A 13,673-nucleotide genomic window follows, 5' to 3' on the forward strand; every position below is an offset into this window, starting at 1 on the left:
ATTGGTTATAAAAATTGACTCCGTAAAACGGTGATACAATAATTTCTTTGAATGTTTGAAACCTGATTTACAGGTTAAACGCGCTTAAAAATCTGCGTCGAAACTGAACTTGTCCTTCTCTTCTTCTTTATTAAGAACGCCAGCTTTTTGGTACTCGGAAACTCTCTTCTCAAAGAAATTGGTTTTTCCTTGAAGAGAAATCATGTCCATAAAATCGAATGGATTGGCAGTATTATATACTTTATCACAATTCAATTCGGTTAGCAATCTATCGGTAACAAATTCAAGGTATTGGGCCATAAGATTGGCATTCATACCGATAAGGCTGACAGGGAGAGATTCTGTAATGAACTCTCGCTCTATATCGAGGGCATTTGTAAGGATTTCGGTGATTCGTTCTTTAGAAACTTTTTGTTCTAAGTGATTGTTGTGCAGGTGCACGGCAAAGTCGCAGTGGACACCTTCATCTCTAGAGATTAATTCGTTAGAGAAGGTTAAGCCCGGCATAAGACCACGCTTCTTAAGCCAAAAGATGGAACAGAAAGCTCCTGAAAAGAATATTCCCTCCACCGCTGCAAAAGCAATAAGACGCTCAGCAAAGCTTGGAGATTCTATCCACTTTAAGGCCCATTCAGCTTTCTTCTGGATGGCAGGGAAATTTTCGATAGCATTGAAAAGAATATCCTTTTCCTTTTCATCTTTAACGTAAGTGTCTATTAACAACGAATAAGTTTCGCTATGGATATTTTCCATCATTATTTGGAATCCGTAGAAAAATTTGGCTTCGCTATATTGTACTTCATTCACGAAATTCTCAGCCAGATTTTCATTAACTATTCCATCGCTTGCGGCAAAAAAGGCTAATATATGTTTAATGAAATATTGCTCGTCGTCATTGAGTTTACTATTCCAATCGGTTAAATCTTGGTGCAAATCTATCTCTTCGGCAGTCCAAAAACTAGCCTCAGATTTTTTATACCACTCCCAAATATCATGGTGTTGAATTGGAAAAATAACAAATCGATCCTTATTTTCACGAAGTATCGGTTCTACAAAATCAGACATTATTCAAGCAAAATTTATAAATTAAACAAAATGAATTGGGGGCTTTTGGGAATAACAAATATTCAAATTTGAGCTTAAAATATGAAGGCTGGAGCATAAACATTGTTAACAAGTTTTTAACAAAGGAACAGCCCGTTAAGAATAATGAGAAAAGTTGATTTTTGTAGTTAACTAATTGTTTTTTAGATATTTATAATGTATCCTGGAAATTGAAGTTTCGTAAGAATACCCTTATTAAAAACCATCTTACACCTTATAAATAAAGAGTTTATTAGGGAGTCTATAATAAGTTAAATGATTTTGTTAATTACTATTTTGAATAAAATTTTTCTTTACCAAACAGAAAATGTAGAAATAAAAAAAAGCCAGAGAATATCTGGCTTTTTTTGTTGATTAATAGCATTTACTTTTCAAAGTGACTCCCCACAAATCACTTAAATTAATAAAATAACCTACACAAATATGTAAGAAAAACTTTCTTTACAGTACATACATTGTATAACTGGTATTAAATTATGTATGATTGGAATTCAGGTATTAGGTTTTAACATTTACTAAGCCTCTGACCATAACGGCCTTACCAAAATAATTAACTACACTTAGGACCACTAATACCGCCGAATTACTATCTTTAACACATGATAAGCGCTGTTATAGTAGATGATGAGCCAAAGGCAATTTTAGGCCTAGAATGGGAATTGAAAAAATATAGTGACCACGTTAAAGTGGTTAAAACTTTTTCAGATCCAGAAGAAGCTTTAAAATACCTAAGTATTAACCAGCCGGACTGTCTTTTTCTCGACATCCAAATGCCAACTATAGATGGTTTCAGTTTCTTGGAAAAATTAGGGGAACATGAAATGGCTGTAATAATCACAACTGCCTATAACGAATACGCAATGAAAGCCTTAAAAAATGAGGCCATTGATTATCTGTTAAAACCAATTGACACTGACGACCTTCACGACACTCTACACAAAGTACAAAAACACAAAGATCGACTTGATAATGCTAGTAAATTGGAGAATATCTTAACGGAATTTAATGACCGATTAAACCATAAAAAGATTGTTATCAACGCTGATGGGCAGATGTATTTTTTGAATCCCGACACTATCCTATATGCCGAATCGGATGGGAATTATTGCACCATTTTTATAGAACAACAACCAAAAATTGTGGTTACCAAAAAACTTAAGGAAATCCATAGTCTTCTACCAGAAAGTAATTTTTTTAGAATTCACAATTCCTATGTGGTTAACCTCAATAAAATAAGATCTTATGTTAAGAATGACGGCTATGTTTTGTTGTCGAACAATCAAAAGATTCCAGTGGCAAGACAACGGAAATCTAAATTTTTGGAAAAACTTTAAATGCAAATTCTTAAGTCTTATAGAAAATTAAACAAGCTTTTAACTATTGCTTTTATACTTGCTAGTTATCAGTTTGGAATAGCACAAGACCAAAAAACATCTGAAACGGAGGTAATAATTAAAAGGGTTTTGGATGAAAGACCTTCTGATGTCGGGACACTCGACACAATTTTCAGACCCATCGCTAGAGATTCAGTTGCAGTTAAAAGACTTATTGAAAAATCGCAACAAGATCAGTATCCGCTTGGCGAAGGTTATGGCTTCAATGCGCTCGGTGAACTTTATAGAAACCTATCGTATTATCAAAAATCCATGACGTTTCATCAAAAAGCAGAAGAAATTGCGGAGGAAATAGATAATTTAGAATTGAAGGTATATAGCCTTAATATGATTGGTGTGGCTTATAGGAGGATGGATGAAGTGAAGCCTGCATTAGATTACCATTCAAAGGCTTTGGAGTTAGCACATTTAAGCGAGAACCCATCTCGCTATTTGAGATTTCAAATAGCCGTTTCCCAAAATAGCATCGGTAATATCTATTTAGCACTTGAGCAATACAAATTAGCCATAACCCAATTCACTCAATCCTTAGAAATTGAGGAAGAAATGGATAACAAATTAGGCCTTGCAATAAATCATGAAAACATTGGATATGCCTATGAATATCAGGGCTTTCTAGAAAGGGCACTCGAACATTACCATACTTCTCTCTCATACAACGAACAGATTAATTCTAATATCGGTAGAATTATATGTTACAATAGTATTGGAAGGGTAGATATTAAAAAAGGAAATTACAAAGAGGCTGAATCTTATATCGAAGATGCTCTCAAACTCGCAATTAAGGCCAATGACAAATTTTACACCTCACTTAGTTACATTAACTATGGTTGGGTAAATTTAGAATTAGATGATTTCACTGATGCGGAGGAAAATTTACTTAAGGGCTTAAGTATGGCTGAAACCTATAATTTAAAATCTTATGTCGTCTCTGCCGGTCAACATTTATCAGATTTATACAGTCGATTAGGGGATTATCAAAATGCTTTGCTTTATTATCAAAAGGCAACGGAAACAGACAAGACCATCAATAATGAGCGTAATTTGAAATATGTTAATGATGTAATCGTACAATTCGAAAATGAGGTTAAAAATAGAGAGATACAAGCATTAGCATCCGAGAATGAAGCGGTACGCCAGAAGCTTAAAACCAATAATATCATATTTTGGTTTACCATATTTGCTATTGTAATTATAGCCGCCATTTTAATTATTATCCTAAGAAACCGCCAACTTAACCAAGAAAAACAGATTCTTACCTTGGAACAGGAAATGCTAAGAAGTCAAATGAATCCTCATTTCATCTTCAATTCCCTAAATTCCATAAAGCTATATATCATCAATAATGAAAAGGAAAATGCCGTATACTACCTTAATAAATTTTCCAAACTAATTAGAAAAATCTTAATCGCCACCACAGAAAAATCAATTCCATTGAAAGATGAGCTAGAAACCATGCAGCTCTATATGAATATTGAAAATATCCGGTTTTCCAATCATATCGATTTTAAAATAGATATCGACCCCAATGTGAATACGAATAACATACAGGTTCCTTCCTTAATTCTTCAACCATTTTTAGAAAATGCTCTGTGGCATGGCCTTTCCGCCAAAAAAGAGGACAAAAAAATCTCCTTGGAGATAAGACAATCAGATTATGATTTCGTAGATATAACTATTACGGATAATGGTATAGGAAGAAAACGCTCTGCCGAAATTAACCAAGAAAAGCTTCTCAATAGAAAGTCAGTTGGATTATCAATAACCAAGGCAAGGTTGGCAAATTTTTCTAAAAGTTTCGTTCACGACTATAAATTAATTATTGAAGACCTGCAAGACGAAAACGGAAAACCAATTGGGACGCAGGTTAAACTATCTATCCCATTAAGACCTAATGTCCTAAAATCAGCTTAGCGCTTTTCAAGCCGTTTTTTAGCAACATCCTCTAATCCAGCATACCAGTTTTCACCGAATTTCCGAATCAGTGCTTCCTTTACAAATTTGTAAACAGGAACTTTCAATTCCTTACCTAAACTACATGCATCATTACAAATAGGCCAACGGTGGTAGTTAACGGCTGAGAATTCGGAATACTCTTTAACACGAACGGGATACAAATGACATGAAACAGGTTTTTTCCAATCAATATCACCCTTATTATAAGCCTCCTCAATGGCGCAAAGAGCTACACCTTTGGCATCGAAAATTACATAGGCGCATTCTCCCCCATTAACCAAGGGAGTTTCAAAATCCCCATCCTCCCCAATTACAAAAGGGCCTTGTTTCTCTATTGATTGAATTCCTTCTTTTCTTAGGTAAGGCCTTACCATTGGGAAGATATCCTTTAATATCTGCGTTTCAGATTCCTCTAATGGAGCCCCAGCGTCACCGTCTACACAACAAGCTCCTTTACAGGCAGAAAGATTACAGACAAATTCCTTATCTAGAATATCTTCTGAAACCAGTGTTTTTCCCATTTGAAACATGGGGCAAATATAGGTTAATTCAATGTTGCTTCAAACCAACACCAATGTTCCTTAATTTTACAATAATTTAATTAGGGAATCACATACAAATACCGACATTTGCAAAAATTTAATTGAGGTACATGAACCTAAATTTTAAAGAAATTTTCACCGCCTTTATGGTATTGTTCGCTGTTATTGATATAATTGGCAACATCCCAATTATTATTAATCTGAGAAAAAAAGTTGGGCATATTCAGAGTGAAAAAGCGTCAATAATTGCAGGTATTTTAATGATAATATTTCTTTTCTTGGGGAATAATATTTTGAATCTAATCGGCATAGGTGTAAATTCATTTGCGGTGGCTGGTGCTTTTGTAATCTTTTTCATAGCCTTGGAAATGATTTTGGGGATTAGCATCTATAAACAAGACGAAACAACCCCAATGACGGCATCTGTATTTCCTTTAGCCTTCCCCTTGATTGCAGGACCAGGTAGTCTTACAACCCTACTTTCACTCAGAGCTGAATTCAGCATTGAAAATATTATCGTTGCGGTTATTTTGAACGTTATAATTATCTATATCGTGCTCAAGACCTCAGCTCGGATCGAACGTTTATTAGGCGCAAACGGTATAAATATTATTCACAAGGTATTTGGCGTAATATTACTTGCAATTGCTGTTAAATTATTTGCCTTTAACATTAAGGAACTATTAGAATTGGCATAAAAGATGAAAATTTTCATTATCATACTTCAAATTTTAGCATTAGGTCTAATCATTTTTAATCTATTTCAAATAGATTGGAATAACCCACTTCAAACCGAAAGTAACACGGCAGCCATCACTATTTTAGCGTCCCTTTGTGCCATTCTACTGTTGCAGATTCTAAAATATTCAAAAAAGATTGAACGTTTAGCCAAAAATAAATGATGGTATTCGATGCCATGATTATCGGTGGTGGAGCCTCTGGAATGAGCTGTGCCCTTATTTTAGGTTCAGCTGGTAATAAGGAATTTGCCAAAGGCAAAAAGATTGCCCTCATGGCCCACCAACGAGCTTCTCATTTAGATAGTGCTTTGTTTAATAATGTACTTGGATTTGAACCCGGAACTTTAGGGAAGGACATTTTAAAATCTGGTTTGCAACAAATTCGAAACCTATATCCACAAATTGAAATTATTGAAAAAGAAAGGGTAATTACAATTTCCAAAAATGAAGATGGATCTTTTACGCTAATTTCCAACAAGGATACCTATACCACAAAAATTGTAGTTGTGGCGGTGGGCTATGCTCAACCATTTACTATTGATGGCCTTGAAATTTACTTAGGCCCACACCCTAGAGCAAAGTCCGAAAAAAACCGTGTTTGGTTGAAAAACAATGATCACTTAGTTACAGAAGGTCTCTATGTAGCAGGTACTTTAGCAGGGTGGCGAAGCCAATATGCTATGGCATGTGGCAGTGGAGCCCATGTTGCCACTGATATACTTACCCTTTGGAACCAAGGGCAACATGTAAAAATTCACGATAAAACTTAGATTATTTATTGAAGCTTTGGCTAAGAGTAATTACCTCCTCAATCATTAAATCGTCTTCATTTAAAAGCCTTTCTGCTGCATCATCACCATAGAGCTGGCGTGCTAATGCAGCTTTAATCAATTGCCGCATTTCCTCATGGTATGCCACAAACGTAATATTGGTACGTTCCCGTTTATTGATATAATCCTGGAATCGTAAAACGATATCGTCACTTACTCTATAGTGATTCAAAAAATCATCCTCGTTAACTCCACTATACACACTTCGGTCTTTATCTAATTCTTCAAAAACAAAATAATTGATATAACCTCTTCTTCTAATATAATTAATGGTTTCATTTTGCCTAGAAGAATCTAGCGGTACAAATATATCTGGTATAATACCTCCGCCTCCATAAACAACTTTTCCCATTGGAGTTACAAATTTGAGAGAATCCGCAACTTCAATATTTTCAGCATTACTCAATTCACCATTCCCTAAGCGCTTATAATAATCTTCGTAATAATCTTCGCTATGGCCATTTTCATAAGGCCGTTGAATGGACCTACCTGTCGGCGTATAATACCTTGATACTGTCAACCTAACTGCACTGCCATCACCAAGAGCCATTTCGCGTTGTACTAATCCTTTTCCATAAGATCTTCTTCCTACAATAGTTCCTTTATCATTATCTTGTAATGCGCCTGCAATAATTTCACTGGCAGAAGCGGAACCTTCATTAATCAAAACATATACCTCTCCCTCCTCAAAATCACCATATTGGGTTGCATAAGTTTTGTCGATATTTCCATGCTTATTTTTGGTGAACAAAATCAACTTATGGTCTTCAAGAAATTCGTCCGCAATTTGTTCAGCAACACCAACAAAACCACCAGGATTATCTCTTAAATCTAATGCTAGTTTCGTAGCGCCTTGATCCTGTAATTTCCCCAAAGCTTTTTTGAATTCTTTATAAGTAGATTCCGCAAACCGATTAATTTTTATATAACCCAACTTATCTGTTAACATGTAAGCGGCATCCACACTTTTAATAGGGATATTAGTCCGTTTTATTGAAACGTCTATATATCTTTTTTCTGAGGGTCGGTAGACTACTAGATTTACAACCGAATTCTTTTCTCCTTTCAATTTGTTTACCACGTCAGAGCTAGACCACTTTTTCCCATAAATAGTATCATTGTCTGCCATGAGGATGCGATCTCCACCTAGAATGCCAGCCTTTTCACTTGGTCCGCCATCAACTGGCCGAATTACCGCGATTGAATCATGATACGGATAAAAATTGATTCCTATACCAATAAAATCTCCTTTCATGTTCTCAGTTACCCGAGCTAAATCTTCTTTAGGTATGTAAGTAGAATGGGGGTCTAAATTTTCAAGAATACCATTAACGGTGACGTCCACAATACTATCTGTATTAACATCATCAACATATTCATAGTCAATGTAATCTATAAGGCGATTCAATTTATCCTTGTTGCTATTGGATGAAAAAAGCCGATCAGAACGATCCGCATAATTGAGTTTTCCACCAATAAACACTCCGGTCGCAATTGCAACGCCAGTAAGTAGAGGGATGTATTTTTTCTTCAATGCCATTAATTATTCATCGAGGTCTTCTATCAATTTCAATTCTATACCCGCCTTTTTCAAAAATTTTAGGCCGGAATCATCTTTATATCCCTGTTGGTAAACTACCCTCACAACTCCTGCCTGATGGATAAGCTTACTACATTCCTTACAGGGAGATAAAGTTATGTATAATGTAGCTCCCTTACACGATTGCGTTGATGATGCCACTTTCAATATAGCGTTGGCCTCTGCATGAAGGACATACCATTTAGTGTATCCTTCCTCATCTTCACAATAGTTTTCAAAACCTGTAGGTGTACCATTGTAACCATCGGAAATGATCATCCTATCCTTTACAATAAGTGCGCCGACTTGTTTGCGTTTGCAATGCGACAATTTTCCCCACTCTCGGGCAATTCTTAGATAAGCCTTGTCGTATCGCAGCTGCTTCTCATATGTCATTTAAATTAGTTGGTATTCTTCGCGCTTCGGATATTTTTTGAATGAAATTTAAGAATCAACACCATCTTCAATTTCCCCTGCGCAGTTAATTAAACGAATATAACGGCTTCCTATTTTATATTCAATCGCTTCAAGTTAAAATTTTATAAATTTTTAACCTCTTTTCTCCTTTCATTTACAGATAATTACTGCTTAAAAGCATAGGCAAAAGCAAACCTATCACAATCGATGACCATACTAAAACCCAATCTCTTTTAGAAAATCTAAATATCGTTTGACAGAGAAAGCTGATGAATAATATAATGAAAGCCAAAATAAGTTGCCCCAATTCTATTCCAATTACATGCTCTAATACACCTATTAACTTGTGGTGTTTGCCATTATTCAAGCCATTAAATAGGCCTACAAAGCCAAACCCATGTACGATTCCAAAAAATATTGATGCAATTAAGCTGATACCGATGCGTTCACTTTCGGGTTTTTTACCCGATGTAAAGACATTATAAAGTGCCACTACCAATATTGTCATGCCAATTAGGAATTCCACCAAGCTTTGATTGACTTTAACGATACCATAGGTAGCCAACGCCAAAGAAATTCCATGTCCCAAAGAAAATAAACTAATAAGAGCTAAGACTCTTTTCCATTTATTGAATAGAAAGGGGACGGTAAGTACAATCAAGAACAGTATGTGGTCGTAGGCTTCTAGGTTGAGCACGTGAAAAATGCCCTTCTGTACATGAGACCAAATGTCTTCCATCATTTGTGTTTCAATTTGGGTTGGCCAAATGTACAATTATTAATGTTTTAAGCCAAGTTTCAGGTCACTGTCTGCGATTAGCCAATAAAGGTGGGGGTTCACCCGTAAATGGATTCCAACGGCTTATACTTTTTGCTGACATACCCGAGGCTTTTATAACAGCCCTATCTCCATAACGTTCGCGCATACGATCCATCGCCTGATAGAGATTGATGATTTTATCGTTGTCATCAAAAAGATCTATTTGGTGACCGCCTTCTACCAAATGACTAAAACGAACACCTACTAATCGCACCAACAAACGTCGGTTGTATAGTTTGTTGTATAATTCCATAACCACTGGGAGAATCTTATGGTCTGCCGAACTGTATGGAATTCTCTTTTGCATGGTATAGGTTTGAAAATCGGTATACCTTATTTTGAAAGTAACACAAGCGGTCAGCTTATTGCCACGCCTCAATTGATAAATAAGATTTTCAGTCATGGCGGTAATGATGCCCTCCAATTTCCGAATATCAGTAGTGTCTCTATCGAAGGTGCGCTCTGTGGAAATAGATTTTCGTTCATGATACTGAACAACTGGGCTATTATCAATACCATTGGCTTTCTTCCAAATAACCTCCCCGTTTTTTCCAAACACCTTTTGCATTAACTGCATTGGCATTTCTTGTACAGTTTTTATGCGTTTGATGCCTAAATCACAAAGAGAACGGTAAGTGACCTCCCCAACCATCGGAATTTTGCGTACCGATAATGGCGAGAGGAAAGGCTTTTCAGTTCCCTCCAAAATTTGGAGTTCATTATTGGGCTTGGCTTCCCCAGTGGCAATTTTTGAAACCGTTTTATTAGTTGAAAGTCCAAATGAAATTGGCAGGCCTGTTTCTCGCATTATCTTAGAGCGCAATTCTGAAGCCAATTTATAACACCCAAAAAATTTATCCATCCCGCTGAGATCGGCATAAAATTCGTCTATGGAAGTCTTTTCATACAAAGGCACATTCTCTTTTATCACATCCGTAACCAAATCGGAGTATTTTGAATAGATCCCCGAATTACCCCTTACAACAATAGCTTCTGGACAAAGCTGTCGCGCCATACGCATCGGCATGGCAGAATGTATCCCAAACTTACGAGCCTCATAACTGCAAGAAGCCACTACCCCCCTGTCTGTAATGCCACCAATCAATACGGGCTTATCTACAAGTCGACGGTCTAAAAGACGCTCACAAGACACAAAAAAAGTATCTAAATCCATATGTAAAATAGCCCTATTTGCACTCATCACACACGTAGCTTTTCTAAATTTTTATTCGATTTGAAATGGTATCCTTTCTTAGATCCATTAGCATAGCGCGGATCTTCCATCAAGGCGAGGCGCTCCATTTTAGAAACTTCAATTGAAATACAATCAAACTCTTCCATTACCTTACCTTCTATTCGGTAGACACCATTTCCCCTAAAAGGATATTGGGAAGCTGAAATAGGAAAATGAACCGTATCCACGAAATCGCCATCCCTGTCTATAAACGTGCCAAAATACATGCGTACACCCTTAGCTGTACGGGTATTCTTAGCCGTAATGAGATAACCATCGATAGACGCAATTTTTCCAACTAATTTTTCTAGCATTTTTGCACGCAAGCCATTATCTGAAGAATCTAGAAGTAAATCGAATGGATTGCAGAGTGGGTACCCTAACAATTCAATCTGGTCGAAGGCAGCCTCTTCCTTGGTACAGGTCAATTCAGGAAGCTGATAAGAAACAGGTTTTGGTTTAAACAGGAGCTGTTCGGGATCTGACAAAGTTATTTTCTGAATCTTCATGTACGATTGCCATAATAATTCACGTTTGTTGACACCCGTAAATCTGAATGCATCTATTTTAATGAGAATACTTATCTGCTCTAATGAAATGGGTACACGCTCCAAAAAATCGTCTAAGTCTGAAAATGTTCCATGCTTATAGCGTTCCTCCACTAATTTTTGTGCGGTCTGTCCCTCAAAATTATGTAGGAACATAAACCCCAAATAGATATCCTTCCCATAAATAGTAGTTTCATAAAAACTGCGATTTATACAAGGCGGCTCTATAGTCGCTCCTTTCATACGTGCCTCGTGCACATACAATTCAGTACGGTAAAACCCCCCCAAATTGTTAATGGTAGCCACCATATATTCCAATGGATAATACGCTTTCAAAAACAAACTTTGGTAACTTTCCACGGCATAAGAAGCCGAATGTCCTTTGGCAAAGGCATAACCGGCAAAACTTTCTATTTGGTCCCATACCTCTTGTGCAATACCTGCCTTTTTACCATCGCGCTTACAATTATCGAAAAACTGTTGTTTTACTTTTAAAAACTCTTCGCGAGAACGGAATTTTCCAGACATTCCCCTCCGCAATACATCAGCTTCTGCCAAACTTAATCCTCCAAAAATATGTGCCACTTTAATAACATCTTCTTGATAGACCATAACACCATAAGTTTCTGGCATAATATCTAACAATACAGGGTGTGCCTCTTTACGCTTTTCAGGAAAACGGCTACGTTTGATATAGTCGCGCATACCAAACTTAGAAACCCCAGGCCTGATCACCGAACTTGCCGCTACTAAACCGATATAATCATCTACCTGCAACTTTTTAAGCAACATCCGCATGGCCGGCGATTCCACATAAAAACAACCAATGGCATCTGCATTTTTTATCATATCATTGATGACAGGATCTTCCTTAAAACTGGCAATATCATGGATGTCAATGGGCGGATCTTCAGGGTGGTTGCGTGCTGCTATCGCCACAGCATCCTTTATTTTTCCCAAGCCACGCTGACTGAGAATATCAAATTTATAAAGACCTATATCTTCAGCAATCACCATATCTATCTGCGTGGTCGGGAAACCTTTGGGCGGCATAAAGGTTGCTGTATAATAGTGTATAGGTTTTTCTGAAATAAGGATCCCTCCAGCATGTATGCCCAAATAGTTTGGAAACCCTTGAATGCGTTGACTATAAACCAACACCAATTGTGAAAGCTTATCTAGTTTGTGCGGATCGTATTGGTTGCCACAAAGCTTATCTATTTCGTGTTTTGGCAAGCCAAAAACCTTACCTAATTCTCTAACGGACGCCTTGTATTTAAACGTATTATAAACGGTGATAAGGGCAGTATGCTTAAAATTCTTAAAAATGAAGTTGGTGATATCATCCCTATCCGTCCACGAAAAATCTAAATCGAAATCGGGTGGATTGGTGCGATAAAGATTGATGAAACGTTCAAAATATAGATCGAGTTCCACCGGATCTACATCGGTAATCCTCAACAGATAAGCCACAATACTGTTGGCCCCACTACCACGGCCAACATAAAAATAGCCCTTACTACGGGCATACTTCAATATTTTCCAATTAATGAGGAAATAAGAAATAAAACCCATTTGGCGAATAACATCCAATTCCTTTCCTAAACGGGCATAAATAACCTCTCCTGGATTTTTATAGCGGTATTTTAACCCATCATAGGCAAGCTTTTTAAGCAACCTGAAATCTAAATCCGTACTGCCCGTATAGCTGTTTTGGTTTTTCGGAGTCTTTTGGTCAAAATCGAAGTTTACATGACATTCGCTCAGAATAAATCTCGTATTCTCAATAATATTTGGGTATTCAGAGAAATAATTAAGCAGGTCATCCATAGACAGTAATTCGTGTGAAGGATCGGCTTCTTCAGATTTTGGCAACTTACTCAACAACACATTATTATCGATGGCGCGTAGTAAACGGTGTGTGTTAAAACCCGATTTATCTACAAAACTTACTGTATGTAGCATCACCAATTTTGAACACCGCTTCGCATAACGGGAAAATTTCAAAGTCTTAAGATCTTTGATGCTTACCCCCACATACTCATTCTCGGCCAATCGCCCCAAGTCTGAAATAGGAAAATGTTTAAAAGGGTAAATGACAAAAGTATCCTTCAAAACATGGCTCCTTTCTGGTATAACAAACGGTGGGTGTTCTAAAAACGAAGAGAGATAGTGGTTGATATTATAAAATCCTTCATTGTTCTTGGCCAATGCCACAAACTGCTGCTGAGGCCCATTCCTAAAATCAACTCCAAGAACTACTTTAACACCATAAGAATCAGACATTCGCATAACATCTAGACAGGCTGTTGTAGTATTTATGTCTGTGACAGCCATCATTTTAACACCTAATTTTTGCATGTGTTTTAGCAGGTCTTTAGGAGCTATGGTACCATAACGAAGGCTGAAATATGTATGGACGTTGAGAAACATACAGCAAAATTAACTACATATTATAGCTTATATTGCTATATTTTGTAGTTTAACTCTAACAGGAATTAGTATTTTT

12 protein-coding genes are annotated in these 13,673 nt (G+C 36.7%); 5 read left to right on the plus strand and 7 right to left on the minus strand.

The window, feature by feature from the left end; translation table 11 throughout:
- Positions 1-84: 84 nt before the first annotated feature.
- Positions 85-1,065, minus strand: coding sequence for a ribonucleotide-diphosphate reductase subunit beta (locus ISU00_RS03750; protein ID WP_228852705.1), 981 nt, complete (start codon positions 1,063-1,065; stop codon positions 85-87).
- A 638-nt stretch (positions 1,066-1,703) separates the two neighbouring features.
- Here ISU00_RS03750 and ISU00_RS03755 point away from each other — a divergent pair.
- On the plus strand, positions 1,704-2,438 hold the full coding sequence (locus ISU00_RS03755) for a LytR/AlgR family response regulator transcription factor (protein ID WP_228852706.1): 735 nt from the start codon (positions 1,704-1,706) through the stop codon (positions 2,436-2,438).
- Positions 2,439-4,412 (plus strand): tetratricopeptide repeat-containing sensor histidine kinase, encoded by a 1,974-nt coding sequence (locus ISU00_RS03760; protein WP_228852707.1) that lies wholly within the window; start codon positions 2,439-2,441, stop codon positions 4,410-4,412.
- Here ISU00_RS03760 and ISU00_RS03765 read toward each other — a convergent pair.
- Positions 4,409-4,984, minus strand: a complete 576-nt coding sequence (locus tag ISU00_RS03765) for a DUF3109 family protein (RefSeq protein WP_228852708.1) — start codon at positions 4,982-4,984, stop codon at positions 4,409-4,411. The genes ISU00_RS03760 and ISU00_RS03765 overlap by 4 nt on opposite strands.
- Before the next feature lie 122 nt (positions 4,985-5,106).
- Between ISU00_RS03765 and ISU00_RS03770 the strand changes: the two genes are divergently transcribed.
- From ISU00_RS03770 to ISU00_RS03780, 3 genes are read left to right on the plus strand one after another with little or no spacing between them, the layout of a single operon-like run.
- Positions 5,107-5,694 carry a MarC family protein gene (locus ISU00_RS03770; RefSeq protein WP_228852709.1) on the plus strand — a complete coding sequence of 196 codons (588 nt, stop codon included), beginning with the start codon at positions 5,107-5,109 and terminating at the stop codon, positions 5,692-5,694.
- Positions 5,695-5,697: 3 nt separating this feature from the next.
- Positions 5,698-5,898, plus strand: a complete 201-nt coding sequence (locus tag ISU00_RS03775; RefSeq protein WP_228852710.1) for a hypothetical protein — start codon at positions 5,698-5,700, stop codon at positions 5,896-5,898.
- Positions 5,898-6,506, plus strand: coding sequence for an FAD-dependent oxidoreductase (locus ISU00_RS03780; RefSeq protein WP_228853711.1), 609 nt, complete (start codon positions 5,898-5,900; stop codon positions 6,504-6,506). The genes ISU00_RS03775 and ISU00_RS03780 overlap by 1 nt, the downstream gene beginning before the upstream one ends.
- A gap of 1 nt (position 6,507) precedes the next feature.
- Here ISU00_RS03780 and ISU00_RS03785 read toward each other — a convergent pair whose 3' ends face one another.
- The 5 genes from ISU00_RS03785 to ISU00_RS03805 form a co-directional block, all read right to left on the minus strand.
- A complete protein-coding gene (locus ISU00_RS03785) occupies positions 6,508-8,106 on the minus strand; it encodes a S41 family peptidase (RefSeq protein WP_228852711.1) in 1,599 nt (532 codons plus the stop codon).
- A 3-nt stretch (positions 8,107-8,109) separates the two neighbouring features.
- Entirely contained in the window at positions 8,110-8,541 is a 432-nt protein-coding gene (locus ISU00_RS03790) for a deoxycytidylate deaminase (protein ID WP_228852712.1), read from the minus strand.
- A gap of 175 nt (positions 8,542-8,716) precedes the next feature.
- On the minus strand, positions 8,717-9,304 hold the full coding sequence (locus ISU00_RS03795; protein WP_228852713.1) for a HupE/UreJ family protein: 588 nt from the start codon (positions 9,302-9,304) through the stop codon (positions 8,717-8,719).
- Positions 9,305-9,365: 61 nt separating this feature from the next.
- The gene (gene dinB / locus ISU00_RS03800; protein ID WP_228852714.1) at positions 9,366-10,583 is read right to left on the minus strand and encodes a DNA polymerase IV; all 1,218 of its coding nucleotides are present in this window, start codon (positions 10,581-10,583) and stop codon (positions 9,366-9,368) included.
- A complete protein-coding gene (locus ISU00_RS03805; RefSeq protein ID WP_228852715.1) occupies positions 10,583-13,597 on the minus strand; it encodes a DNA polymerase III subunit alpha in 3,015 nt (1,004 codons plus the stop codon). The genes dinB and ISU00_RS03805 overlap by 1 nt, the downstream gene beginning before the upstream one ends.
- Positions 13,598-13,673 lie beyond the last annotated feature (76 nt).

Source organism: Aegicerativicinus sediminis (assembly GCF_015476115.1).
Lineage (GTDB): Bacteria > Bacteroidota > Bacteroidia > Flavobacteriales > Flavobacteriaceae > Aegicerativicinus > Aegicerativicinus sediminis.

Bases quoted from the DNA above. Each gene is read 5' to 3' on its own strand.
- ISU00_RS03760 (WP_228852707.1), top strand. From the start codon at position 2,439: ATGCAAATTCTTAAGTCTTATAGAAAATTAAACAAGCTTTTAACTATT.
- ISU00_RS03790 (WP_228852712.1), bottom strand. From the start codon at position 8,541: ATGACATATGAGAAGCAGCTGCGATACGACAAGGCTTATCTAAGAATT.
- ISU00_RS03775 (WP_228852710.1), top strand. From the start codon at position 5,698: ATGAAAATTTTCATTATCATACTTCAAATTTTAGCATTAGGTCTAATC.
- dinB (WP_228852714.1), bottom strand. From the start codon at position 10,583: ATGAGTGCAAATAGGGCTATTTTACATATGGATTTAGATACTTTTTTT.
- ISU00_RS03780 (WP_228853711.1), top strand. From the start codon at position 5,898: ATGGTATTCGATGCCATGATTATCGGTGGTGGAGCCTCTGGAATGAGC.
- ISU00_RS03785 (WP_228852711.1), bottom strand. From the start codon at position 8,106: ATGGCATTGAAGAAAAAATACATCCCTCTACTTACTGGCGTTGCAATT.
- ISU00_RS03795 (WP_228852713.1), bottom strand. From the start codon at position 9,304: ATGATGGAAGACATTTGGTCTCATGTACAGAAGGGCATTTTTCACGTG.
- ISU00_RS03770 (WP_228852709.1), top strand. From the start codon at position 5,107: ATGAACCTAAATTTTAAAGAAATTTTCACCGCCTTTATGGTATTGTTC.
- ISU00_RS03765 (WP_228852708.1), bottom strand. From the start codon at position 4,984: ATGTTTCAAATGGGAAAAACACTGGTTTCAGAAGATATTCTAGATAAG.
- ISU00_RS03755 (WP_228852706.1), top strand. From the start codon at position 1,704: ATGATAAGCGCTGTTATAGTAGATGATGAGCCAAAGGCAATTTTAGGC.
- ISU00_RS03750 (WP_228852705.1), bottom strand. From the start codon at position 1,065: ATGTCTGATTTTGTAGAACCGATACTTCGTGAAAATAAGGATCGATTT.
- ISU00_RS03805 (WP_228852715.1), bottom strand. From the start codon at position 13,597: ATGTTTCTCAACGTCCATACATATTTCAGCCTTCGTTATGGTACCATA.